This is a genomic window from Parapedobacter defluvii (genome assembly GCF_014642075.1).
Lineage (GTDB): Bacteria > Bacteroidota > Bacteroidia > Sphingobacteriales > Sphingobacteriaceae > Parapedobacter > Parapedobacter defluvii.
In genome coordinates this window covers 384,425-409,957 of the sequence record NZ_BMIK01000001.1, presented here as the reverse complement: position 1 = coordinate 409,957, position 25,533 = coordinate 384,425, and the positions used below count along the sequence as shown (strand labels likewise).

The following is a 25,533-nucleotide window of genomic DNA, read 5'->3' as shown; positions in this document are numbered from 1 at the left end:
CACCCGGAGGCGCCCTACCAGACATCCCGCCAACCTCCAAATGGCCAGTGCAGTGTAAAAAGCAGGTTTTTACAAACGCTATGCCCTTCGTTTGATGATCGACTGCACCAATGCTGTATAGCCATCAAATTTTTCCTGATAATAACTAGCCATTGCTTCGTCGGGAACATAGGTTTTTCCGGGGGTAACCATCTGTCCACAAGCCACGTGATAATCGGGGTAGAGGCCAATGCCGACAGCAGCCGTTATGGCCGCACCCAAACAACCGGTTTCTGCCACCTGTACGCATTCCAGCGGTATCTGCAAAACGCTCGAAAGCAATTGGGAGAAAACGGGGCTGCGGGCACCACCGCCGGTAAACCGTGCGCTGTGGATTTCCGGACCGATCGAACGAAGCCGCTGCACGTGGGCTAAGTGGCTGAATGCAATCCCTTCATAAACCGCCTGTAACATATCGTCTTTCGTATGCGAACCCGAAAGGTTGTAAAATCCCGAACGGATAATTCCCTTCAGGTTGTTACCGTGCAAAAAGGGCAGGAACAGCACATCCGAGTCGACTCGGCCCCGATCTGCAAGCCTTTTATCGCAATAGGCAAAAACGGATGTGCCCTTCCGATTGCATTTCTTTTTCGCTCTTTTCATAAATTGATTGACAAACCACTCCAGGTTTGTCATGGCAGTGGGACTTGCCTCCACAGCTACCTGTAAAATGGGATCTGCAAACAGGGAAACCATGGCCAATTCTTTGGTTTGAATTTGTGCATCAGACAGCAAGCAGTTGACGCTCCAGGATCCGGAAATGAGGGTTACCGCACTGGGATGGATTGAACCGCAGCCTACCATATTCGCAACCAGGTCAATCATTCCGGCAACCACGGGTATCCCTTCGGGTAATCCGGTTTGATGCGATGCTGCCTGACTGACCCTGCCGATCACCTCCTTGCTTTGCCGGGGTTGGGGGAGTGTTGTCTGTGCGCCGGGGAGTCCGAACAGGTTGAACAACTCCGCGTTCAGCTTGCGATCTTCCATGGCCATCAGATTCGTAACCGAGAGGTCCGAATAATCTGTCGAAACCACCCCCGTTAAACAATAATTCAGGTAGTCTTTGCAGAAAAACACCGTTCTGAGGCGCAGATAGGTCGATAAATCATGTAGGCGTAACCAAGCTAACAACGAATTGGTCTGACCCGGCCAGCAATATTGCCTTGAAAACGGGAGCGCAGCTGCAGACACCCCTTCGTCGTTCCACCGTTGGCAAATCGCTTCGGCCCTGAAATCCAGTGACTGGATGCCCACCACTGGTTTGCCATCGCCATCCAAGCCATAAAGACCATTTCCATGGCCGCAAACACCCACCGCCAAAATGGCCGATGAGGCAATGCCTGCAGCGTGAATGGCTGTACGGATGACACCGGACACGCCCATCCATAATTCGTTGAGATCGTATTCGTAATAGCCCGGTTTGGGCAGTATCGTTTTCATACGGCCCGAAGCGGTACCCATGGATTGCCCTGTCAAGGAAAAGATGGTTGCCTTACATACGGTGTTACCGCAATCTATCCCCAATAGATACGATTCCATGCATTCACTTTTTAGGTTACCAGCAACTCAAATATAACTGCTCAATTTCCGACATTGTCGGTACCACCGGATTGTTTTGGGGGCTTCCGGACGCCAGGGCATCAGCAGCCATTTTACTGACCGACTGCTCGAACGTAGTCCGTGATACGCCGATGCAATCGCGTAATCGCGGAACATTTAGCTGCCGGTTCATCGCTTCCAATTCGTATACCAATGCATCGGCCGCCTCTATATCGGTCAATTCAGGCGCTGCGATGCCCATGGTCCGTGCCGCGGTTGCGTAGCGCGCTACGCAACCCGCTACTGAAAACCGGGTAACCGTTGGCAACAAGATTGCATTGGACAGGCCGTGGGCCAAATGATACACTGCACCCAATGGGCGGCTCATGCCGTGAACGAGACAGACACTGCTGTTGGAGAAAGCCAGTCCACCCTGGCAGGCTGCGATGGCCATCCCTTCACGCGCAACATGGTCTGCAGGGCAGGCATAGGCCCTGAGCAGGTGCTGGCCTACGAGCCCGATACAAGATAACGCAATCGGGTCCGATAAGGGATTCCGCTTTTTTGATACATACGCCTCTAACCCGTGAGTAAGGGTATCTATGCCGACGTATGCGGTGAGTTGGGGAGGCATGGTCATCGATAACCGATAATCTACCAACGCAATATCCGGTAAAAGTGCATTGTCAAATAGCATCATCTTAACCTGCCGCAGTTCATCGGTGATTACGGCTACCCGTGTTGCCTCGCTCCCTGTACCGGCGGTGGTGGGCACGGCAATCAGTGGCATGCCGGGGTTTGGAACCTGATGATACCCGGCATAACGGGTCAATGGCCCGATGTTGGTTGCCAATATCGAAATAGCCTTTGCCGCATCGATGGGGCTTCCCCCGCCCAGTGCAACAATCGCATCACAGGAATGCTGCCGCAGCAACGCAAGCCCTTCCAGTACGCTGCCCATCGTAGGGTCGGGAGAAATACGGTGGAAAACGACACTCTTGATACCGGCCTCTGAAAGGCTGCTAATGGCCTCACGGACCAGCCCTTGCTCCCAAAGGTATCCATCGGTTACGACCAGCACGTTGGTACCCTTCAACCCTTTGACCAGTTGGGGCAACTTTCCGAATGTCCCGCCACCGGCAATGATTTGCCGGGGTGCGTTGAAGTCATAAGCAGTTACGATCGGTTGTTCCATTACCATCCATTTATCCGTTCATAGTTCGTATCCCACCGGGAAAGCAATACCTTTTGGCGGGTATAGAAAAGTATTCCTTCGGTTCCCTGAAGGTGCAGGTCGCCGTAAAACGATTGGTTCCAACCCGAAAACGGGAAAATAGACATCGGCGCCGGAACACCCACGTTTACGCCGATCATCCCGCATTTCATTTCCCGTGCAAATTTCCTTGCCGCACCACCGTTACGGGTATAGATCGTTGCACCGTTTCCAAAAGGTAGTTTGTTTGCTAAACGAATGGATTCATCCAGCGTTGTTGTGTGTACGATCGACAATACGGGACCGAAGACCTCCCGATGGAACACCTCCATATCGGGGCTTACCTCATCCAACAACGTAGGCCGTAAGAAAAAGCCATCGGTGTCTTGGTACGTGCGTCCATCGCGCATTGCTTTGGCACCCTGCCCAACGGCATGTTCAATCGTATCGGATATACGATCTCTTGCCGGCCCGTCAATGACGGGGCCCATCTGCACATCCAACTGGCCAGTTGTATCGCCAACTGTCAGTTGATCAACCGCCACCTTCAACTTCTGCAGAAACGCGGAGCCGGTTCCATTCGGAATCATCAGCGTCGATCCGGCCATGCAACGCTGGCCGGCACATCCGAATGCTGCCCCAACCACCGCCCGGACCGCCGAATCAAAATCGGCATCGGGCATGACTACGTGGACGTTTTTAGCGCCCCCACCTGCCTGAACACGTTTGCCGCGACTGGTACCCAGTTGGTACACCCGCAAGGCAATTTCAGAAGAGCCTACGAAACTAATGGCGGCGACATCCGGATGCACACACAGTGCTTCCACCACTTCACGACCGCCGTGTACCACATTAAATACCCCCGCCGGGAGATCTGCCTGCACCAATAAGTCAGCCAGATACAATGCCGTTAATGGTACCTTTTCGCTTGGCTTCAATACAAAGGTATTTCCACAGGCAATCGCCAGTGGGAACATCCACATGGCCACCATAGCCGGAAAATTAAACGGACTGATACCCACGCATACGCCCAAGGGTTCGCGCATGGTCAATCCGTCCATCTCGGATGCAAGCTGCCCCAGGTTTTCTCCCTTTGTCAGGTGCGCTATGCCGCAAGCAAACTCAACCACTTCAAATCCACGCCGAATATCGCCCCTTGCTTCCTCAATGGTCTTTCCATTCTCTAGGGTTATCATCCAGGCAATGTGTTCCATATGCTGGGCAAGCAGCTCCCGGTAGCGAAAGAGGATATCGGCCCGTTTGGGGGCGGGAACCGCTGCCCAGGATGGGAATGCTTCTTTGGCCGCCCTTACGGCCCGGTCCACATCATCCGCGATGCCGCAAGGCGTATGGGCGATCACCTGCCCCCTGGACGGGTTATAAACCGGCGTGGTGCCTCTGCTGCCGCTGTCTGTCCATTGGTTGCCCACCAACAGCGGCACATGGCTAAACCGATCGATAAAATCAGTTGCTTTTTCCATCGGTTGAATAGATTTGCCAGGCCTCTTCCGGAGTAGCTCCCTTATGGATCATGTGCATGAACGCCTTTACGATTTGTGACGGGTTCGGATGTTGGTAAATATTCCTGCCGTATACCAAACCCATGGCCCCTTGCTGCAAATACCCATAACTTCTTACAAACAAATCTTTTAAATCTGCTTTGCCGCCGCCGCGCACCAACACGGGGCACCGGGCGGCTTCCACCACTTCGTGATAATCTTCCACGTGGTCGGTCGGGTCGGCCTTAATGACATCTGCCCCCAGTTCCCGTGCCTGCCTAACCAACGGAACCACCAACTTTTTATTCCCATCCACTTGGTATCCGCCGCGGCTGTCGTTTCCTTTCATCACCAAAGGTTCGATCATCATGGGCATCCCATAGCGATCACATACCCCACGGAGCCTGCTGATGTTCCGCAGGCTTGCCCGGTGAAGTGCGGGTTCGCCCGGCACTAAAAGCAAATTAACCACGATGCAGGATGCATCCATACGTAAAGCCTCCAGTATCGGCTCTTCCTCGTTCTGCAGCTCGCTAAACATCACTTTGTGTGTCATGGCATTATATGGATTTCCATAGTCGACCCGCATCACCAATGCAGGTTTTGACTTACCAGGTGTGCGTTGCAAAATATCGCTTTGCCCATAGTTGGTCTGTATGGCGTCCGGACCGGCACTCACCAAACTGCGGACAACCGATTCCATATGCTCCAGTCCGTCCAGGAAGTCGTACTCATTAAAAACACCGTGATCTACGGCCACATCCAGGCATTTGCCGGACTCATTGAACATCCGATTTAATCGGACCTTTGTTGATTGATACATAATTAGTTGATGTTAACTTGATGTTTTTCCTGTAAAATGGCTATTGTTCGTGTTATTTCTTGCGCTTCGACACCCCGCAGTCCCTTTACGCCCGCAAATAGGGTGGCCAGTTCTTCCAACAGCGGGCGGCTTACGGCGCCGGTAAAGGCCATCACCGTACGGCGAAGGATGAGGTCATCCAGGTGTACCACGTATTCGGATCGGATCAGGAATTCGATTTCACGGCACGTATATTCGGGCAGGGAATGCAGTGGCCGGTCTTCGCCCGCACTGCAAAAATCACAGACTGCTTCGGCCGTGGTACCGTAGCGCGCCAGCAGTAACCGCAGGCGCTGATCGGCAAGTGCCGGATGTAAACGTTTCATCTTAGCAAGCCATGCATTCCTAGCCACGTCGGTCGTCGGAAAGTCCTTACCGCCACCGATCGGCGTTTGCTCGCTGTCGGCAACCACGGGTACGTTTAAGTAAGCCGCGATCTGTGAAGTGGCGATGGCTGAAAAGGCCCGAAAAGTAGTCCATTTACCACCTACCAGTGAATAGACCGGAAACCGGCGCTTACCCGCGGGTGGCAGCGTCCGGATGGCATGATCGCGGGATATCTGCGCCGTAACGGCTGCTCCCGAATGTGGCAGTGGGCGCACTCCTGTAAACCGGAATATAATTTCCGAAGGCTTGATATCGATGGAAGGAAACACCTGTTTAACAGACTCCAGCATATATGCCACCTCCCAGGGTTCGCAGACCACCTTATCGGGGTGGTCTATACGTACATCGGTAGATCCCACCAATACGTTGCCATGTATGGGGAAAAGAATGCAAATACGTCCTTCCGCATTTTCATAAAAGAGCATCTGACCCTTCGCGGCCTCATAGAGCTCCCGGTTACTGATAACCAAGTGCGAGCCCTTTGTACCGCCGATGAACGATGTTTCGCCTTCCATCGATAAGTTGGTTTGGTCAATCCATGCACCCGTCGCATTGACCACCACTTTCGGAATCACCTCAAAGGCTTCGCCCGTGAGATGGTCTTGCAGCACGACCCCACCGTTTGGTGTCAGCTGTGCGAGGCTGCAGTAATTCAGAAAGGCGCACCGCGGGTTTATCTGCAACGCGTCATTGACCAACTCTACGCAGAGGCGTTCCGGATAAGATATCCACGCATCGTAATACGTGGCAGTGGCTACCACAGCAGGGTTAAGTGCCGGCCGGTACCGCAACGACTCCGCTTTGGACCACAGTCGATGTTTCGGCATCATCCGGTGGTGGCGGGTATACCAGTCGTACGCAGTTAATCCGATTTTGACCAACAGTGCACCCCGGTTTACCGACTTCCCTTTTAATCCAAAAAAAACCTTCATAGCATTAAAAATGCCCGATGTTCGATGAAAAATGGGGATTGTCGTTGCCAGCGGCTTCACGTAGTGCGGTGCGTTCCGTAGCAGGAGATTTCGCTCTTTCAGACTTTCCCGTACCAAACGCGTCTCCCGGTTTTCCAGGTAGCGCAACCCCCCGTGAATCATTCGTGAAGGTGCCGAACTGGCGCCCGCAGCGATATCCGATTTGTCTACCAAAAGCGCATCGATGCCCTGGAGCGCAAGCTCGCGCAACAACCCCACTCCATTGATTCCCGCGCCAAGGATCAATACCGGTATTTCCGGCTGGTTTTGAAAATGAGCGATGGTTTCCGACCGTGACCTTGCCATATCTCCCCCCGGTTACTTTAACTGGACGCCATAACGCTGTGGAAAAAGCGGCTTTACCAACCTCACTTCCGCATACTTTCCGTATTTATAAGCCGGATTGGTATGGATGGGGTGCACCCGGTATTCACCGCCATTGTTATATATTTCCATGGTCGGGATGGCATTTTTGTGCAGTTTAATGGCGTGGGCTTCGTTCGGGTTATCCAAGGCATCGAAATAGTTGCCTGTGATGGTCATATTCGCCCCCCCTTCATCCACATAGATACCCGATGTAATGGTAAATCCACCGCCGATCTGGTGCACAAAATTATCGTGAATGACGGTCCCCGGCTGATTGCCTACCAAATAAATCCCCGCACCATCCGAGAGATAACGCATGCCTTTGGATATATCGTTCCAAGCAATGGTATTGTGGTGGCAATTGGTAGCGACCAATGTAGTATCCGTTCCCCAATACCATCCCACGTTGATTCCCGCATAGGGGAAATTGGTTATCCGATTGTAATCTATCCGGTTATTGTGTGAATAGCCGATCCAAATGCCGACGGCCCCACGATCCGTGGTACCGAAATGATCCAGCACATTGTTCCGGATGAGGTTGTGGTGCGATACGAGGGCCGCATCTTCAAAGTCCAGGTGCAACGGATGCCCTTTGCCCAGGTACGCACGGCGGTACCCAATTTGGATCACATTGCTGCCGATGTCTTCAAATCGATTCCCTTCAATTGCATTATAAGCACACCCCTCGCCAAACGAAATGGCGCCTTCTCCGAGGTTGCGGAATGTGCAATGAGTAATTCTGCTGTTCGTAACCCACGCCAGCGAAAGCGCCGCCGGAGGAGCGTATACGGAATCCGTCCGCCCCGTACCCCAGAAACCGGCCTGCAATCCTTTCCGTTCGACGGCCGTCATGTCCCATTCGGTGCCTTCAAACGTAATTCCGTTGAACGAAAAATCGCTGATCTGCTGGCTGCCCGACCCTGACAGGCGAAACAGCTCGGTTAACACTGGATATTCGAAGACTTTGTCGTCCGGCCTTTCTTTGGAGAAATAATATAACAATCGCTTTTCGCGGTCCAGGTACCATTCGCCTTCGGTATCTAAAAACGCCTTGGCATTTTCGAAATGTACACGATCGCGTTTACCAATTTTGGTATAGCTCGCCTCGGTACCGGGATAGGTTACCGTCACAACGCGTTGTCCCTTGCTATCGAAGCGTTCGATATACTGACGGTTCCAATGCCACATACCCGTGGCATGAAGTTCAGCCCCTTTAATTTTTTCGAAGGCCGCCGGCAGCTTACCCTGGAAGTACAGTTCATGCTTCCCGAAATTAATCGAATCCGGCTCCAACCATTCCCCCGCATTGGGATACCTCGACCGGGTTGCCCGTTTGCCATCCACGAACAGCTGGTTGAAAACACCTTCCACGCTGCATTTCCAGAGGTTATTCCCGGCGGCCTGCCATTTTCCTTCCATCAACCGATTACCGGAAACTATCGCCTGCTGGCCATCGGCGGCTCTTATTTCCACCTGCTTCCACCGTGCGATGGGCGATGTATCATCCAGTACGAGCGGTGTTGATAACCGATACGTTCCACCAGCGAGTTGCAGGGTCAAGGAATCCGCAGCGGGGCGCTTTTCCAGCACCCGGATGGCGGCTTCGAGGGTTGCAACGGGGTGTTGCGCGGAACCGTTTGCTGCATCGCTCCCTTCCGGCGCAATGTAGATCACCGTTTGGCCCTTTACGGCGTAACCCACCAACACACCCGCTGCCAGCAATGCGATGCGCGCGTGTACCAAAATTTGCTTGAATTGATTTATCATCTCAATCGGTTTAATTAGTTAAAATAGCTATACAGGGCGATCATGATCGCCGCTAAGATTCCCCAACCCCACTTCAGTGATCGTGAAAACGGGTTTTCGCTCAGCTGCGTCCTTTCAAATATGGGCCGCGGCCTGCCATCCGTATCGGGATATCGGTAGGATAGCACGATCAACAACACGCTGAGTGCGGCAAACAGGTAAAAGGAAATCAGGAAAAAATTCGGATAAAATTCCCGGCTTGGGTATTGCGACAGGTAAAGGATACTGATCAGGATACAGGGAATATTTCCGGCAATGAGCGTATAAAATGCCGCCTTTGAAGAAATCTTTTTCCAGAAGATGCCCCAGATGAATACCGCAACCAATGAAGGGCACAAAAAGGAGAAAATGGCATTCACCTTTTCAAACAAGTTAAACCCTTCCACCCGGTCCAGTCCGATGGCAATCAACATCGCCAGAATCGCCAACGTTGCCATCACCGTGCGCCCCTGCGCCAGCGTGGGAGGTGCATCGGATTTTGTGAAATTAGGCAAGATGTCTAATGCGAAAATGGTGCTCCCTGAATTATACATGGCCGTAAGCGATCCGACCAGCGCGGCAATCAACACCCCAATCGCCAACCCGACAAGACCATGCGGCAGGTATTGGTAGATCAAGCGCAATAAGGCATCATCCGGGTTTTCGAGATCCTGCAATAGCACTTTCGCTAAAATACCCGGTAAGATAAATAGCACCGGAATCAGTAATTTCAAATAGCCGAGGAACAATATTCCCTTATTACCTTCTTCGAGGCTTTTGCTGCCCAGTGTGGTCTGCACAATGTTCTGATTGGCGCACCAGTACCAAATGGACATGATGGGGTAACCGAAAACAATGGCTTGCCACGGGTAATTCGGGTCGTCCGAAGGACGCAGCAGTTTCCAATAATCCGCATCCAGCTTCCGGGTGAAGAGGCTCCAGTCCGTTACATCGGCCAGCGCAACGTAGCCGATGAAGACACACACAAAAACCATGACCACCGATTGGAAAGAATCCGTTATCGCCACGGCTTTGAGCCCCCCGGTTACCGTAAAACTCATCGCGAATGCCGTCATCAATATGACACATTGCCAAATCGGGAACCCAATCAGCTGGCTGACCAGCATGGACCCGGCATAGAGGACTGACCCCGCTCCGATGGAAATCTGCAGGAACACAATCCAGGAGAGGGCTTTCCTGCAGGATTCGTCATAGCGCCTCAGCATGAATTGCGGCATCGTTTGAATATTATGCCGTAAGTAATACGGCAAAAACACCAAACTAAGCAGCAGGATATAAATCCAGGCCAACCATTGGAAATTACAGGCCACCATGCCGTACGTATAGGCCAGCCCACAGGTACTGATGATGTTAAGCGGGCTGACATTGGTACCGAAGATGGAAAGCCCCACGGTTTTCCATGTCAATGACTTGCCTGCCAAAAACAGGTCGCTGCTCTTTTTCTGTTTGTGTGTAAAACTGACGTAGAGCCCTACCGCCAACAGTGCGAGCAGGTAAAACACGATGATGGTGATATCGAGGTTATTCATGGGTCAGGTAATTTTTTAAGTGATCCTCCATCGGGTAGGTCAGCTGAACGTGCTGCTGTTTCAGGCTCTCCCGCAGTTTGGCCGCGTCAAGTTCCGGGAAATCGCTATCCTGCACGCTCGCCAACCCAGCTGCCGATCCGGCGGCCTGGCCCAGTTGCATCATGGTTCGGGTAAGCCGGCAGCTCGAAGCCGCCAATGAGCTGAACCCCGCCGCCCGCGATGCAATCAACAGGTTCCGGAAGCCCTTGGGGATCAGCGACCGGAAAGGAATTCCATACGGTTGGTCCAATTCCACACAGCCCGCGCGCCCGGTAGTCGAACCATGGGTATCCATGGGATGATCGGCAATCGCGATGATATCCGGGTGGTCTTGACCTGCGAGGCCCTTCAGTAGGTCATGCTGGGTAAGCTGGTAAGCTGCGATGATGCGGCGCCCCTCACGCACGCCCAATCGGGGAGCCAGCCATTTGATCACGTAATTCCGGTACGGCGGATAGGTTTCCCGGATGTAACGGAAGTGCGCGAGAACCCGCTTTCGACATTCGGCATACGCTATTTCGTAACTTGCCAAACCCGCGAATTCCGCCCCCTCCATTGTGGGAAGCATGTTTACATTCAAGTCACCGTTGGGGTATTGCACGATACTGGCCAATGGAAAATCAGCCGCCCACCAGCATTGGTCTGGCAGCGTAGCCAATTCAGCAGCCAACGTCGGCATTTCCTCTTCTTCCGCTTCCCCCGCTTTCCCTATCCGGTAGATCAGCGACACGCCGTTCAGCTGCTGCGTGGGCTGCAGCGGGGCATCCGGCTCACCATACACTTCGCGGCTTTCCTGCCCCATGCACAATTGCGCCCCCGCAGCCTCACAGAGGTATGCATTATCCGTCGCATCGATAAAATAACGGGCGTAAACCAACGTTCCATCCTCCAGCTCGACCGCATGCAACCTGCCGTCATTGCCACTGATTATCCGGTTAAAAGTGGTGCCCAGCCTAACCGATATATACCCGGATTCTGCCAGTAACTCACGAAGTACTTCTTGGTAGGCGTTGGGGTCGAATGGCACGCCATGCCAGTTCGCCCGTACAAACGCCTCGTTATCAATACCCGTTTCCGAGCCGTGCCGAAGCAGGGTATCCACGTAGCGCAAGCTGGGGTCAATGGTCAGCTCCGCTCCCGGATGCAGCGGCTGCTCCCCTCGCTTCTGCTGCCATTTCCGATGGATATTGAACCGATAGATTCCCACGCCATTGGCTTTCGTTTTTAATCGTTTATAGATCTCAAATGGTATCCCCGTACCGCCAACGCCCATTTCCCATACGTTTACGCCACCCAGCGAAGCGTTGCCCCCCAACCCGTGTTGTTTTTCCACCAACAATACCGTTATGCCCAACCGGCCCGCAGCAATCGCCGCTGCAACCCCGCCGCTACCCGCGCCGACGATCACCAAGTCAACGTTAAGATGTTCCTTTTGAGATGCGTTCATCTTGCCTGTTTAATACGGTTCGATTTCCTGGATAAGCGGTAAGACCGTGAGTTCGGGGACGACCAGGTTTGCATCCAGCGAACAGATTTGTACCACCAACTTTCCCATTTGCTCCGGACTGATCATCCGTGCCGCAACTTCCGGCTGGGGATGTTCCAATTGCGCATTCCGATTGAAATCTGTGGCACCCCATGACGGAATCAGTGCGGTGGCACGCACATTAAAAGGCCGCATTTCCACATATAACGAGCGGGTAAACTGATCAAGCCCCGCTTTTGCCGCTGCGTAGATCCCCCAGCCGGTCCACGCCTGTTGCGCGCAGATGGAAGATATGTTGATAATGGTACCCGATTGCTGTTCTTTCATCACCGCAGCTGCACGCCTGCTGCCCATCATTGCCGACATCAGGTTTACGTTGATTACCTCCGCAATTGCTTCATCGCCAAATTCGGTAATCGGAGCTATTTTCACTGCCCCCCCGGCATTATTCACCAGGATATCCAACTGCCCGGCATCCGCCACGATGTGATTGATTACACGATCCCAGTCGGCCGGGTTTGTTGCATCCGCTTGCAACGGAGTAGCACCGATTTCAGTTGCTGTTTGTTCCAGCTTCTGAATATTTCTAGCCGTTATCCACACCTTACATCCACTGGCAGCCAATGCTTTTGCTATACCTACACCAAATCCCGAGGATGCCCCTGTAACCAATGCTACCTTATTCGTTAGTTCGCTCATTCTAATTGTTATCTAATATGTAATTATCGTTTAAAAAATCATTAACTGAGTGTCTTGCCCCCGTTTACCGCAATCCGTTGTCCGGTAATAAATCCACTGCGGTCGCTCGCCAAAAATGCTACGGCATCCCCCACCTCTTCCGGCTTACCCATCCGATTCAGTGGTAAACCGGCACAATACGCATCCAATTCCGATTGGGGTGTCCCTTCGTGCCGTTGAACCGGTATCCAGCCGGGGGCCACCAGGTTCACGGTAATCCCATGAACCCCCAATTCGGTTGCCCAGGACCGGGTGATGCCCAGCATCGCCGCCTTAGCGGCTACGTAGTGGCTGAATTCAGCATTTCCCAATTCCACCACCTCGCTGCCGATGTTGATGATCCGCCCGAAGCCTGCACTTTTCATGTGCCGCAACACCCCTCGCAAAAGCAGGAACGGAGCTCTCAGGAAAAAATCAAGCTGGGCCTGGTAATCGTCCCATTTCTGAAGCTCGATTGGAATAAACGGTTGCGGGCCGGTTGCATTGTTTACCAAAACAGTCGGGCCGCCCATACGCAGGTTGACGGCCTCAATCAATGCGTTCGCCCCGTCCGCATCGGTCACATCCGCCTGAAACGCCTCCGCTCTTCCTCCCGCCGCCCTGATCTGCTCAACGACAGCCTCGGCGCCTTTTCGGTCACGGTGGTAATTTACCGCCACCGCCAGCCCGGTTTCAGCCAGCCGTACAGCAATGGCAGCACCCAACCCTTTCGAAGCACCCGTTACCAATGCTATGCGGTTCCCCTGTTCTTTTTTTTGGTGCATTATTTCAGATTAATTCGATACCCAAGTTGTTCCAGATATGTCAAACTCCGCCTGATCCCCTCTTCAACATCGTCCAGGGGTTCGTATTCGATCAGGTAAATCCCGTCAAATGAAATCTTGGGCAGCAGCGAGCTGTAGTCAAGCGTACCATCGCCTATCGCGCCGGCAACCCACCCCCCGTCACGCGCAATCCAGTCTTTCAGGTGGCAGTAGTTGATACGTTCGTTAATGATTGACACCAGGCAATCCGATTCTTCAGGCCAAACGGCTTTTATATTTCCCGGATCGTAGTTAAACCCGATATTGGGCGGAAGATCCCTCACGAGCCGCTCAAGGTAATGTGGGTCTGTACTGATGGTATTTTCATGATGGGCCACGTCTCCTTTCCAAGTGATTTTTCCATGCGTTTCGACACTAATCGCAATCCCATATTCCACGCACCGTTCATTCACTACCTTGAATGCATCGACAACCTGTTCATACCGCCGGGCAGTCACCTCCTTTGCCGGTGTAAACCCCGCAAACAGGCGGAGATGCGATACACCGAATAGGCGGGCGATGTCGATAACGGCAAGCACATGTTCCAACATCCGCCGGTGCGCTTGCGGGTCGGCGAGTGAAAAGTCGTTCTCGGCGGTTGCAAAGGAAAGCTTGATGCCTGCCTTTGCAGCCTTGGACATTGCTTCGGCAGCCTGTTGCCGATCCGTATTCATCGGGAAAGTTGCCGCAAACTCGTCGCCGATGCCGATCTCCAACGTACGGAATCCAGTAGCTGCGCAACTATCCAGGTGGGTCGCAAATGCACGTTCGCGAAACCCCCACCAGCCGCAACCTACCGCTATTACTTTTTGACCTGTTGTCAATCCCATCCTCGATTATCGTTTAATAGTTATCGTTTTGGGTCAACGCCGGATTGGCCTGCCGCTCCAACAGCGGAATGGGGAATAATTCATGTTTCGCCTCCACGTTCCGGCCGCTTGCCTTCATGACGTCCACGAAGCGTCCGGTACGCAGCAAGTCCCACCGGTGATGGCCTTCAAAGCAAAGTTCCATCCGGCGTTCGGCCCACACCGCCACCCGGAAATCTTCTTTTGACAGTCCTTCGAGATTTGGCAGTTCGGCCAATTCCTCCGCTTCGTCCATCCCATTCGCGTTTTCATCCCTCGCACGTTTACGGACGGCATTGATGGCCTCGTAAGCCGCATCGGTAGGGCCGGATAGTTCGTTTTCGGCCTCCGCAAACATCAACAGCACATCGGCGTATCTCAAGACGATCCAATTGGCGTCTCCACCGACGTTAATGCCGTAGGTGGGATCCCAATACTTCATCGGTACAGGCCCGGCCTGTGCAATACCCGAAACCGTAATTTCCGGATAGTATGCGCTTGGGAATTCAGCCACCATGGAAATCCGTTTCCGGTAATGATCCGGCACAGCATCATAGAATGCCCGTTCGGTGGCAACAGCGGTACCTGCGATGGCACCATTCAGCAAGATGTTCGGATTCCGGGATGCAAACGAAGACGTCAGCGAACTCCCACCGCCCCTTGAATTTCCGGAAGTGTATTGTACGGAAAACAGGTGTTCCTTTCCGTTTTCGTTGGCCAGCTTAAACACATCCGCAAAATTTGCAAACAAACTATACGTTTCACTCTCCATAACTGCCTTCGCCGCTTCGCGGGCCTGCTGCCAATTGCCCTGAGTAAGGTAAACCTTCGCTAGCAGGCCCTGAGCCGCACCGCTAGTTGCGCGGCCCCGATCCGAACCGCTGTAAGACGGTGGCAATGCGGCAGCAGCTGCCTGTAGATCACTGACGATCAGCGCATAAACGTTTGCCAAATCCGCACGCGGAATGCTGTTATTTGCGGTGTTTTCCGTCGGCTCCGTCATTAACGGTACCCCGCCAAATCCGCGGACCAGCTCGAAATAAAACAATCCGCGCAGAAACTTTGCTTCCCCTACATATCGATCACGGAGTTGTTCGTTAATCTCCATCGAGGGTACCCACTTGATGACATTGTTTGCGTAGTTGATTCCGCGGTACATGATTGTCCAGAAATCACGGAATACCGGATCGGCGGCCGTATAGTCCATTACATCGAGGCCGCCTGTCAGCTCTCCCCTGTTGGCCACTTCCGTGGATACGTCGCCAAAATACCATGCATTTCCATTGTAATAGCCGCTCAATGCCGAATAGACGGCATTCACACCCGCAAGTGCATCGGCTTGTGTTTGAAAAAAACCATCGCTTCCAATGGCTGACCGGGGCTGTTCATCCAGAAACTTTTCGCATCCCATGGTTAGCAGCCCCATGATGACCAAACTGCTATAAATCGAAGTTTTCATTGCTCTTATCGATTAAAATTAGTTAAAACCCAACCTGTATACCCACGCGGAACATCCGTGCCCGCGGGTATGCATTCATATCTACCCCAAATACCGTATTGTTGTCGCCGAGCGAATTGACTTCCGGATCATACCCGGTGTAGTTTGTCCAGGTATATAGGTTTTCGCCAGCTACATACACCCTTGCCGTGCGCAGCTTGCTGTTCGCCAGCGGAAGGGTATAACCCAGGGTCACATTGCTTAACCGTACAAACGACCCATCTTCCAGGTAATTCGTACTCACGCGGTTCGGGAACGTACCCTGTCTTCCATCGGGGCGGTCAATCTTCGCAATACGGTTGCTGGTTCCCGGGCCATTCCACGCTTCTTTGTAAATCGCCAATCCGTTCATACCATTCACCTGGGTGGTCAGGTCAATCAAGTTGAGGTTGAGCACATCGTTGCCCTGTACCCCATTCAGGAAGATACCGAGATCAAACCCTTTATACGCCAAATTGGTATTGAATCCAAACACATAGTCAGGATGCGGGTTGCCGATAATGGTCTCGTCCAGCCCTTCTTCGAACGTACCATTTCCATCGGTATCCCGAAAGTTCTCAAATCCGGGACCTGAATTGCCATTTCCTGCCATATGACCTGCATCAAATTCAGCCTGAGTTTGCCAGAGCCCGTCAAAGATATTTCCCCAAAACATGCCAATGGGTTGATCCACCATGACGACGGTTCCCGCCCCGCCATTGCGCTGAATCAGATAGGAGCTGATGGAAGAGCCGAAAAAGCGATCCGCATCTGCCAATTGCAAAACTTTATTCCGGTTGAAGGAAATGTTAGCGGATGCATCCCACCGGAAATCACCTTCACTGATTACGCCCGTTATACCGAGCTCGACGCCTTTATTCTGTACGCTTCCGATATTTTGCAACATGGAAGTAAATCCACCCTGCCGGGGTATTTCGACGCTAAAAAGCAGATCGCTTGTCTTTTTGTGGTAATAGTCGGCTACCAAGCTCAGGCGGTTGTTCCAAAACCCGATGTCAAGCCCCACATCAATCTGCCGGGTGCTTTCCCATTTCATGTCTTCGTTTACAAGCGCTTCCGGCACAATGGATGTGACGAATTGGCCGCCGAACGAATACGGACTACCCAGTCCATACGTCTGCAAGTTGCGATACAACGGAATCGATTGATTGCCGGTGACCCCGATACTCGAACGTAATTTCAGTTCGCTAAGCCATGTAATGGGTTTTAAAAACTCCTCGTTTTTGATATTCCAGGCAACCGCTGCCGAAGGAAAGAAGCCGAAGCGGTTATTCTTTCCGAACCGGCTGGATCCATCGTACCTTGCCGAAACTGTGAAGAGATAGCGGCTATCGAAATCATAATTCACCCGGCCGAGGAATGAAACCATGGACCACCTTGAATATCCGGTAGACGGATACTGTGGATCCTCGCCAAGGCCGAGGTTGTAAAAGCCGAGAACATCGGTAAAATAATCATACGAAGTTGCCGAAAGCGACTCCTCCGATTCACGTTGCATGGTGAACCCACCCAATACCTCCAGGTTATGCCGGTCGTCAATTGACTTTTTGTAGGTTAGTGTATTCTCGTTTACCCAGTTAAACAGTTCGGAGGAGGAAACGCTACCGCTGCCCCCGGTGGTCCGTGAATTGACAAAGTACGACGGCAGGTAACTTCTATTCCGTCCATTGGTGAGATACGTGCCAAACGTTGTTTTGGCGACAAGCCCCTCGACCAGCTCATATTGCGCATAAAAATTGCCCAGCAACCTCATCCGCGTATTCAGCGCTTCCGCTTTTTCCGCCATTTCTACCGGATTCTGGATGGCCGGATTGGCATAAAGGCCCGTAGTTGTCCACAATCGGTCCTGCGAGCTGTACGTACCATCCTCGTACTTCACCGGTTGCACCGGATCCGATTGCAACGCCGCATATACCACACCGGAATTGCCATGGCCCGTGGTACTGTGCTGGATGGGGCGATCTTTGTTGTAACCAAAGGACACATTTGCACCAATCTTCAACTTTTCCGAGATGGAATGATCTAAGTTCAAGGCGACATTTGCCTTTTTGAATTTAGAGAAAATGATAATCCCATCCTGATCGAAGTAGTTTCCCGATAACGCAAACCGTGTTTTTTCATTTCCGCCCCGTACCGCCAAGTTGTGGCTGTGCATCGGGGCAGTCTGAAAAATCGCGTCCTGCCAATCGGTGCCCTCACCCATCTTCGCAATTTCTTCTTCTGAATAGGCCCGGCTGATCAAACTGCCGTTCCGGAACCGGCTCCAAAATGTCCGTGCCAATGTTGCATAATCCTTCGCGCTTAGCAGGTCAAGCTTTTTCGTTACGCTTTGGCTGCCGTAATACGCATCGTAGGTGATTTGCGTGGCCCCCTGTATGCCCTTTTTTGTTGTTATCAATACAACGCCGTTTGCTCCCCGCGCCCCGTAAATCGCCGTTGCGGAAGCGTCTTTGAGCACCGTGATGGATTCGACATCATTCGGGTTCATGAACTCACTTGATCCGCCCATTGGAAAGCCGTCTATTACATATAACGGGCTATTCCCATATTGAATGGAATTACTCCCACGGATTCGGATACGCATACCACCCGCCGGAGCCCCCGTGGTTGACGTTACCTGCACACCCGGTATCCTTCCCTGCAACCCCTGTTCTACCCGATCGACCGGCCGTTGCGTAATTTCTTTGGCACCCACAATGGACACCGCCCCCGTAAGGTCGGCTTTTCGTTGGGTACCGTACCCCACAACAATTACTTCATCCAATTCCGTTTCTGACGGAACGAGCAATATGTCGAGTCTTCCGCCCTCCGCTGCAACCTCCTTGCTGATGTAACCTACATTGGTAAATACGAGCACCGCAGCCCGGCCTGGAACCGATATACTAAACTTACCGTCCGCATCGGTCGTTACCGAATGGCCCGTCCCTTTTACACTAACGCTTACACCTGTGAGTAGGCTCGAAGTCTGTGCATCACGTACGGTACCTTGTACCGTTGTTTGCTGCATCCTTTCGACAGCATAGCACACCTGATTAAAGCATACCGCTAAAGGCAGTATCCCCATCATCAGCATTGCCTTCATGAATTTCTTTTGTCCCATAATTCGTTTATAATTTAGCTTACAGTTTCAAATGTAGAAACTAATTTTATATATCAAACAAAAAAATTTAAAAAAACAAGACTACCGGGCAGCACGTTTGAGTGCCCCCGGCGAAGGGTCTTACTTAGAAACGAATCGTGAAGTGACTGTTATTTAGAAAAGTAGCCCAACCGTTGAGAAATCCGCAGGGCATGCTCTTTGACTACTTTCCCCATGGGTTCGAATTGGGTAACCGGGAGCCGGTCAGATGGGCCGGTTACCCAGATTGCCGCTACGGGATACGAATTGCCGTTGAAAATCGGTGCTCCGATGCAGTGCATCCCTTCTACCTCTTCACCCCCATCAATGGCATAGCCCGTTTCCTTTACCTTTTTTAGTTCATCCAAAAAGTCATCCAGCTTGGTAATGGTCTTGTTTGTATACTTTTTGAATTCAATGCGCGAACAAATCGATTGCTGTATCTTTTCCGGAAGATACGCCAAGATCGCCTTGCTGGGCACTGCGGTGTGGAGGGGAAATCTTGTACCCACGTCAATCCAGAATTTAAAGGAATGTAGACCCGGTACCTGTTCAAGTACCACCCCTTCGTCTGCCAAAATAATCCCGATCAGCACGGTTTCTTTTGTCGTATTCCGCAGGTCGCGCAATACGTCCATTGATTTCTCCAGTAGATTTTGCTCGGTGACCGCCGCATAGCCTACGGATAGGAGTTTACCGGAAAGGTTAAAAGCTTTTGAGTTTTCATCCCTCGTCAGGTATCCGTAGTGGAGCAGTGTCATAGCAATCCGGAAGGTGCTGTTTTTCGAAATACCGAGTTGGTTGCTGATCTCGGTGATTCCCATTCCGGAGGGCGAACTGGAAAGTAGTTCAATCATGTAAAGTGCACGCTCCAAATTGGGAACGTGGTATTTCGAACTGTTGTTATTATCTCCTTCTTCTTCGACTGACATATGCACGACTGGATTGAAAACGTCCAATGATAAGACATTGCGATGTAAAAATCAAATATTTTGCGTCACGGCAGAACCAGGGTCAAAGAAAGGGTGGAGAAAGGCGGCTATTGCTGTTTATTGACAGGCACGACCAACTCTACGGCGATGACTTCGCCTATCCGCTTTTTCTCGAGGTGGTAGTCGGTTCTGTTCAATTCGAAATTGCCTCGGAACACTCCTTCATCGCCCGATCCGTCAAATGTGAACGGGATAGAAATCTCCCGGGTAACGTCCTTGATGGTCAGGTTTCCATTGGCTACAAAACCATTTTCTGTAGGTGTAACCGCATTTGAGGTAAAGCGGATGGTGGGATATTTCTCAGCATCCAGAAAGTCCGCCGCCTTAGCATGCTTGTTTTTGAGCCCTATGCCGGTGCTTATTGTATTCACATCCACAGTGACATCGAATTTCGAATTCGCTAGGTCTAAACAATCGAACTCGATGGTTCCTTTCAGTCCTTTCAATGTGCCCGAAGCCCCCTCAGTACTAAACTTCACCGTGTAGTCGTCTCCTTTTACCTGCCATCCAATAAAATAAGCCGAGGTAAATGCCGAAAGCAACCATACGCAGACAATGCCGGAATAAAGAATTTTCTTTTTCATCGTATTCACGTTTTTAGTGATTACAAATGTAGTTAAACAGCAAATTATTACTGCACCGCCGATGCGATTGGCATGCTTGTGCAGGAAGATAAGGGTGAAAAGCTGGGTGCAGGCACACATCGCATATCGCTGGCGTGCGGTAAATTATTTTCTCCTCTTTTTCTTTTCCGAGTTCTCATTCCACCACGTTTCAAAATGCTTCACCGTTCCTTTCACCAATGTTTCCTCGAAAAGCCCCATCTGCTCATTCCCAAAAGTTACGACCGAACTGTAAACGGTCATTTCGCTTCCGCTGTCTCTGTCCAACCTGGTTGTTTTATTCTTAGTCAATCTCCTAATAACTGTAATGTTTATCAGGTATTTACGTTTCAGCTTATAAAAGTACTTTGGATTTAAGATTTTTTCGAGTTCAACAATGCTTTTATTAGTGAAATAAGTGTCTCCCTCAATGGTGCGTACCAACCTGAAACCGTTGGCTGCCTGTATGCAACCGATGTCCAATTCGGAAATGCGCAGTTTTCGCTTTTCTTTATGCCCCTCTGTTACCTCAATATAAGCAGTTTCCCACTCGGTATCCGGCTGATATTTATGTAGATACCACACAGCGTAACCTGCATTCATAACGGAAAGCAGGAGCAATACTATCCACACCTCGAACCGCAGATAACCTGACCTGTGGATATCGACCCCAAAACAGGCAAACAATACAAAGGCAAGTAATATACTTAACACCCAGCCACCTACCAGTGGCATAGCTAACTGGCCAAGCAACCGGCTTTTGAATTGGTCTTGCCAGCTCGATTGGGTATCGAGCCACCTGTTGGCCCAATGGGCATAGCCCGAAACAACGACGACAATGACATAGCTACCCGAAAAAGAGACCAACAACTGTACCAGATGATCCCTGAACAGCGCTACAATCCATTCCCAGCGCTTACCTATCAACACCATCAGTACAGCTACAGGCACCGCCATTCCCAAACGCCAAGGAAATGGCAAGTAACAAATGTCGCCTTGACGTCTTATTGTTCTGCAAATACTGCCCATTGATCGGCAAATATTCATTTTCATGTATTTATTTTTTGGTTTAACGAATAGGTACATGGTTCGTGTGTGATAACACGAATATAGTGATTATTCACTAACGCCTCCAAATCATTCCTGCCTCAAGCGTCTATTCCACTTCCGTTTCAGCGGCTGATTTTTCCGTTTGGTCAAAACTGATTCGTCTCGGATCACTGCATTTCATAGTTTTACCGATGTGATCCAAAAAATTACTTTTAACTAATTAATAATCAATAATTTAAATTCAAAAATCATGGAAAAACCCGTATTGGATTCCTTGGGGGCACAGCAGGTGTTAGCATCGTTGTATGACCTCCCCGAAAGCGATTTGCAGCAAGAAAGCCAAGAAGCGCAAAAGAATCTCACCGCTTGGCTGGAAAAGCATTTCGACATGAAGGCGCACCAGCTGACCTACTTGGCAAACATCCCCGAAGGCTACTTCACTTTCCTATCCGAGAAAATCTCGCATTTCCTATCACTCAGGCTACCCATCCAACTCGTGATGCCTTATGCTGCCGATAAGGAGTTGCCTCCGATCGATCATCCGGGCAAGCTGCTGATCACTGGAGAATCCAGCACAGCCACCTATGCACCACAAACGGGCTATGCCATCACAGAGTCTTTGCAGATTACGTTTGCCATACCTCCGGGTGAAGATTAATGTTCAGGAGTGGAGTCAGCCATTGGCTCCACTCTTTTCTTGCCAGATGCAATGAAACTGGAAAAAGACTCAGCTTTGCTATTTCTGCTAAACTACTGGGCCCGCTACTGCCCCGTGGACGCATCCCACCGCGAATGGCTGCACACCTATGCCCAGGTGATTGAAATGAAACGGGGTACGCTACTGTTCGAGCCGGATGAAGACGGCCGCCACCGGGATTACCTATATTTGGTATGCGACGGACTACTGGCCACGTTGTGGTGGGACCTCGATGGTCGCCGACGTATCGACCGTTTGCTCTTGCCGGGTGATACGGTGCTCACCACCCGTAATCTGTATACGAACAAACAGGTATATTACTTCGTTGCGGCCCTTCGGCGCAGCACGGTTATCCGCATTCCGGCGGATGCATTGCGAGCTTACAAAGAATCGTGCCGCGAAGCCGATACGCTGGTGGATGTGATGGAGCAGAAAAAGTTGAAGCAATACCGGGCCAAGAATCGGTTGATGCTCATGAAAGACGAACGGGAGCGCTACGCGGAGTTTGTGCGGGATGATTACATGAAACCGCTACGGCTCGTTACGTCGCAACAGGAGCATGCGGATTATCTGAATATTTCGCGGATAACGATTACGCGGGTGAACCGGGATATCTAGCTTGAGTTTTCTACCAAATCACTTTTAACGGATATTTGGCCATAACGGATCATCAAAGTCCTCAGCCATTTTAAGCTTCCCTTTCAGAAGTCCCACTTTCCTAGGAGAAACTTTCTTTGCAACAACTGATCGCTTTTTACTCAATATAAAATCGATAAAATCTTCTACCTCCTGCTGGTACGCTGGAGGTATCTTTTTTATTTTCTCAACAAGTTGAACCTGTCCCATTATATTTAGCTAACAACAATCAAAGATAATAAAAATATCTATAAAACTTGCTTCTCCAGAAGCAGGTGCACCCCTCCTATCTGACCGATCTTTGTAATATGAAACTCAACAGAAAACATATCATTTTCATTGTCCGGTTAGCTTTGGTTGGGTTGTGGGTTCCGGTAGCAGCGGATAAGCTGTGGGATCTGAAAGGGTTCCACAGCGTCCTGCTGCGGCAGCCGATCCCCGATTGGTGGGCGGATATCCTGTTCTGGCTGCTACCCCTGTTGGAACTACTTGCCGCTGTGCTGATTGCCTGGCGGAATAACCGGCGGCGTATTTACCAAGGAATGTGGCTTTCCACGGCACTTATGTTCGGTCTCACCCTCTTTATACTTTTTGGCGTACTGGGTTGGTATGAAAAGCGCCCCTGCGGCTGCGGGTCGGTTATCAGCGGCTTAAGCTGGGAAGAACACTTATGGTTCAATGCCGTCTTTCTCCTTTTTTCTATTGTCGGCATTTGGTTTACACGCGCCCGCGGCGCGGGACGCCCACCGTACCGGAAGTTTGTACGCCTGTTTTTCAAACAGCGTGCAGTGAGTACCCCAAGAACACATTGCGCGCTGATTCAACGTTTTCGTTTTCCGCGCAGGTTTGCTGTATTCCGGCGCGGGGCCGTACAATGTAAACCGAAGATGTAGGAAGCCTGTAGCGAGGCGGCCTTCATCAATTATGGATCCCTGTGCGCATGCCGCAGGCAAAACGGGTATGCCCTTAATTTTCTAATTATGAGCTTTTTTTCTAAATCGGTGAAGGTGGTCAAGGACCAATTCTTCACCCTGGCCCTGGCGGCCACATTTATCGGGTTCTCGGCGTTTAAATATGCTGAACGGTTTGCAGCGCCTGAAAGTGGGTGGTATCAAATCCAGCATACCGGTTCAGGTTCTGAAGACAACCCGCAAAATCAGGAAATCGTTTCCTTCATTGGTGAGGAACTTGAATCGGAGGAATGCAGTATAACTCAAACGCTTACACCTCCTTGCGCAGTCTATCTTGATATGTCTCTGTTTCCTCCCAACGAAGACCCTATCAATAAAACGGTTGATCAAGCGGACGGGTTAGGCGCGGAGATCGATCCGCTTAGCGCCGGGTCTGCCGATGGGTATGCACGGCAAGTGCCGGAAAACTAACTCCGGACAAAAGAAGGGAGATCAGGTGATTCTCCCTTCTTTTATAATCCTTATCGCGGGTTCTGCTGCATACCGGTCAATTCGATCACCTCATCGGGCAACGGCCATACGTAGCGATTGCTTCCCGGAGTCAATTCATACAACCTGCCGCCTATCGTTCGGCTTATCGTCGTGGCAAACCGGCTATCCTTATTCAGGCGTCTCCTGTCTTCCCATCGTATCCCCCGAAATGCCAATTCACGCCTTCGTTCTTCCAACACCAACTGTAATACCTGTTCAGAATTAAGCCCCTCAAAAGAGCCGAAATATCCATGCTCAAAACGATGAATACCCAATCTGTTCATATCTGCTAATGCCAGTTCCAACGCTCCACGCCGGGCGTAACATTCCGCGCGTATCAATAGCACCTCAGAGGTAGAAAGCCCTACGAAAGGCGCTATCGAGCCGTAATAGGAGCCTCTGAAAAAGACATTACCCCCACTGCCGGTTGCATAGAACACGGACAACCGGAGGTCATTGTCATGATATAGGTTCAGTAACCCTTCTTCTACATGCATCTGTGCCGTTGAAAACATGGGATAAGAAGGAATGTAACAGAAAAAAATCACCTCTTCATTTTCGGCCCCATAGCCTGTAGGGAACGGATAACTGGCTTCTATCGGCAATGCATTGTAATCAATCAAGTCATCCTGTATACGAAGCGTCTTTTCGGCATATTGCTCAGCAAGCTCATAATTTTCCATCTGTAAATAAATCCGGGCCAGCAATGCATAACACGCCACTTTTGATGGACGCATCTTAACAGAAGGTTTATCCGGAAGCAATAGCTGCGCCTCCTCCAAATCTGCCAACATCCGGCCATACGTTTCCGAAAGCGAGGCCCGCCTGCTTTTGATTGTGACATCCGGCTCCAGTCTTAGCGGAAGCCCCAATTCGTTCGCGGCGGTCACAGCTTCGTAGGGTTTACAAAAAAGCTGTGCCAGTTGGAAGTAATTCCACGCACGGAAAAATAATGCCGAACCCTGTGCCATGTTCCATGCGTCCCGCTCTACTGCGGACGGTTCAATATTTTTCAGGCCTTCCAATGCCATATTTGCATACAGTATCCGCTGATACCCACTGTTCCAATCCCCAACGGACTCGCGCTCGTATACATTCTCTGCCCATACATATGCATTTTTCTGGCTTATGGATGGATAGTTAAGCCAGCGCGAATCGTCTATGTAGAACTCCTCCCCACCTATCATACCCAGTACGAACGATGCATTGTTGTTCATGACCGAATTGCCATTGTCCAACAGCGCCTGATAGTCTGCTATCGTAGACGGAGATCCGATACTGATATCCGATTTTACTTCGAGAAATTCGTGGCCGCAGGATTGCGACAATAAAGCGAGCATTCCCATTGCTCCAATGATGATTGTTCTCAT

Annotated in this window: 22 protein-coding genes; 4 read left to right on the top strand and 18 right to left on the bottom strand. The window is 51.1% G+C overall.

Going from position 1 to position 25,533, the window contains the following annotated elements:
* Positions 1 to 78 precede the first annotated feature (78 nt).
* The 16 genes from IEX60_RS01615 to IEX60_RS01540 all read right to left on the bottom strand — a co-directional run bounded on the left by IEX60_RS01615 (position 79) and on the right by IEX60_RS01540 (position 21,295).
* Entirely contained in the window at positions 79 to 1,581 is a 1,503-nt protein-coding gene (locus tag IEX60_RS01615; RefSeq protein WP_188746720.1) for an FGGY-family carbohydrate kinase, read from the bottom strand.
* A 16-nt stretch (positions 1,582 to 1,597) separates the two neighbouring features.
* Positions 1,598 to 2,776, bottom strand: a complete 1,179-nt coding sequence (locus IEX60_RS01610; RefSeq protein WP_188746718.1) for an iron-containing alcohol dehydrogenase — start codon at positions 2,774 to 2,776, stop codon at positions 1,598 to 1,600.
* Complete coding sequence (locus IEX60_RS01605; RefSeq protein WP_188746717.1) at positions 2,776 to 4,275, bottom strand: CoA-acylating methylmalonate-semialdehyde dehydrogenase; 1,500 nt, start codon at positions 4,273 to 4,275, stop codon at positions 2,776 to 2,778. Before IEX60_RS01605 ends, IEX60_RS01610 begins: the two co-directional genes overlap by 1 nt.
* On the bottom strand, positions 4,259 to 5,116 hold the full coding sequence (locus IEX60_RS01600; protein WP_188746715.1) for a class I fructose-bisphosphate aldolase: 858 nt from the start codon (positions 5,114 to 5,116) through the stop codon (positions 4,259 to 4,261). Before IEX60_RS01600 ends, IEX60_RS01605 begins: the two co-directional genes overlap by 17 nt.
* 2 nt (positions 5,117 to 5,118) lie before the next feature.
* Entirely contained in the window at positions 5,119 to 6,819 is a 1,701-nt protein-coding gene (locus IEX60_RS01595) for a glycerol-3-phosphate dehydrogenase/oxidase (RefSeq protein ID WP_188746713.1), read from the bottom strand.
* A gap of 12 nt (positions 6,820 to 6,831) precedes the next feature.
* On the bottom strand, positions 6,832 to 8,646 hold the full coding sequence (locus IEX60_RS01590; protein WP_188746710.1) for a right-handed parallel beta-helix repeat-containing protein: 1,815 nt from the start codon (positions 8,644 to 8,646) through the stop codon (positions 6,832 to 6,834).
* Between the two features lie 14 nt (positions 8,647 to 8,660).
* Positions 8,661 to 10,214 (bottom strand): SLC5 family protein, encoded by a 1,554-nt coding sequence (locus tag IEX60_RS01585; protein WP_188746708.1) that lies wholly within the window; start codon positions 10,212 to 10,214, stop codon positions 8,661 to 8,663.
* Positions 10,207 to 11,700 (bottom strand): FAD-dependent oxidoreductase, encoded by a 1,494-nt coding sequence (locus tag IEX60_RS01580; RefSeq protein WP_188746706.1) that lies wholly within the window; start codon positions 11,698 to 11,700, stop codon positions 10,207 to 10,209. Before IEX60_RS01580 ends, IEX60_RS01585 begins: the two co-directional genes overlap by 8 nt.
* Before the next feature lie 9 nt (positions 11,701 to 11,709).
* Positions 11,710 to 12,438, bottom strand: coding sequence for an SDR family oxidoreductase (locus IEX60_RS01575; protein WP_188746704.1), 729 nt, complete (start codon positions 12,436 to 12,438; stop codon positions 11,710 to 11,712).
* Positions 12,439 to 12,479: 41 nt separating this feature from the next.
* Positions 12,480 to 13,241 carry an SDR family oxidoreductase gene (locus IEX60_RS01570; RefSeq protein WP_188746702.1) on the bottom strand — a complete coding sequence of 254 codons (762 nt, stop codon included), beginning with the start codon at positions 13,239 to 13,241 and terminating at the stop codon, positions 12,480 to 12,482.
* The gene (locus tag IEX60_RS01565; RefSeq protein ID WP_188746700.1) at positions 13,241 to 14,110 is read right to left on the bottom strand and encodes a sugar phosphate isomerase/epimerase family protein; all 870 of its coding nucleotides are present in this window, start codon (positions 14,108 to 14,110) and stop codon (positions 13,241 to 13,243) included. The genes IEX60_RS01570 and IEX60_RS01565 overlap by 1 nt, the downstream gene beginning before the upstream one ends.
* A gap of 13 nt (positions 14,111 to 14,123) precedes the next feature.
* A complete protein-coding gene (locus IEX60_RS01560; RefSeq protein ID WP_188746698.1) occupies positions 14,124 to 15,587 on the bottom strand; it encodes a RagB/SusD family nutrient uptake outer membrane protein in 1,464 nt (487 codons plus the stop codon).
* Between the two features lie 22 nt (positions 15,588 to 15,609).
* On the bottom strand, positions 15,610 to 18,726 hold the full coding sequence (locus IEX60_RS01555) for a SusC/RagA family TonB-linked outer membrane protein (RefSeq protein ID WP_188746696.1): 3,117 nt from the start codon (positions 18,724 to 18,726) through the stop codon (positions 15,610 to 15,612).
* A gap of 149 nt (positions 18,727 to 18,875) precedes the next feature.
* On the bottom strand, positions 18,876 to 19,676 hold the full coding sequence (locus IEX60_RS01550) for an IclR family transcriptional regulator (RefSeq protein WP_188746695.1): 801 nt from the start codon (positions 19,674 to 19,676) through the stop codon (positions 18,876 to 18,878).
* A gap of 107 nt (positions 19,677 to 19,783) precedes the next feature.
* Positions 19,784 to 20,320, bottom strand: a complete 537-nt coding sequence (locus IEX60_RS01545; protein WP_188746693.1) for a YceI family protein — start codon at positions 20,318 to 20,320, stop codon at positions 19,784 to 19,786.
* A gap of 144 nt (positions 20,321 to 20,464) precedes the next feature.
* Positions 20,465 to 21,295, bottom strand: a complete 831-nt coding sequence (locus IEX60_RS01540; RefSeq protein ID WP_188746691.1) for a LytTR family transcriptional regulator DNA-binding domain-containing protein — start codon at positions 21,293 to 21,295, stop codon at positions 20,465 to 20,467.
* A gap of 343 nt (positions 21,296 to 21,638) precedes the next feature.
* On the opposite strand from IEX60_RS01540, the gene IEX60_RS01535 reads away from it, so the two are divergent.
* Both IEX60_RS01535 and IEX60_RS01530 read left to right on the top strand, forming a co-directional pair.
* Positions 21,639 to 22,046 carry a hypothetical protein gene (locus tag IEX60_RS01535; protein WP_188746689.1) on the top strand — a complete coding sequence of 136 codons (408 nt, stop codon included), beginning with the start codon at positions 21,639 to 21,641 and terminating at the stop codon, positions 22,044 to 22,046.
* 51 nt (positions 22,047 to 22,097) lie between these two features.
* The gene (locus IEX60_RS01530; RefSeq protein WP_188746687.1) at positions 22,098 to 22,703 is read left to right on the top strand and encodes a Crp/Fnr family transcriptional regulator; all 606 of its coding nucleotides are present in this window, start codon (positions 22,098 to 22,100) and stop codon (positions 22,701 to 22,703) included.
* Between the two features lie 24 nt (positions 22,704 to 22,727).
* Here the strand turns inward: IEX60_RS01530 and vapB are convergent, their stop codons facing one another.
* A complete protein-coding gene (vapB, locus tag IEX60_RS01525; protein WP_188746685.1) occupies positions 22,728 to 22,931 on the bottom strand; it encodes a type II toxin-antitoxin system VapB family antitoxin in 204 nt (67 codons plus the stop codon).
* Positions 22,932 to 23,029: 98 nt separating this feature from the next.
* On the opposite strand from vapB, the gene IEX60_RS01520 reads away from it, so the two are divergent.
* Positions 23,030 to 23,614: a MauE/DoxX family redox-associated membrane protein gene (locus tag IEX60_RS01520; protein WP_188746683.1), complete on the top strand. Its 585-nt coding sequence runs from the start codon at positions 23,030 to 23,032 to the stop codon at positions 23,612 to 23,614.
* Positions 23,615 to 23,701: 87 nt separating this feature from the next.
* Entirely contained in the window at positions 23,702 to 24,103 is a 402-nt protein-coding gene (locus tag IEX60_RS01515) for a hypothetical protein (protein WP_188746682.1), read from the top strand.
* 50 nt (positions 24,104 to 24,153) lie between these two features.
* Here the strand turns inward: IEX60_RS01515 and IEX60_RS01510 are convergent, their stop codons facing one another.
* Complete coding sequence (locus tag IEX60_RS01510; RefSeq protein WP_188746679.1) at positions 24,154 to 25,533, bottom strand: RagB/SusD family nutrient uptake outer membrane protein; 1,380 nt, start codon at positions 25,531 to 25,533, stop codon at positions 24,154 to 24,156.